Annotated in this window: 1 protein-coding gene; it reads right to left on the reverse strand. The window is 52.7% G+C overall.

Annotated features, from left to right (window positions below):
• Positions 1-316, reverse strand: a 316-nt coding sequence (locus AC1RP4_RS07785) for a PD-(D/E)XK nuclease family protein (protein WP_481763240.1), incomplete at its 3' end; no start/stop codon positions are given.
• Positions 317-383: the final 67 nt, after the last annotated feature.

The raw sequence follows: 383 nt of genomic DNA on the forward strand, positions 1-383 counted from the left end.
CGAAGACCGCAGGGTCTTTTTTCGGATTGTCACGTAGGATGAACGCATCCATGATTCCTTCGATCGGAATCTTGTACTGGAGTTCCAGAAGCACTGCGTACGCCTCGATTTGCTCGACGTACACAATGCCCGGGTCCTTGGCTTTTTTGGGGGCCGCTGCGATGCCCGTCGTTTTGAAGTCGAGGATGTAAAACTTCCCGTCGTCACCACGGTACACCGCATCGATGTGGCCGCTCATGCCCTTGTAGTTGATGCTCAGCTCATGGTACACGGTCGGAAAACCACAACACTCGTATTTGTACGAAAGCTCGTGCATTGTGCCACACTCTTTGCACTCGTAGTTCGCAAGGAACTTTCCACTCAAGCACAGTGCCTGCTGCATC

Source organism: Dellaglioa sp. CoH-56-MRSF-10 (assembly GCF_056782175.1).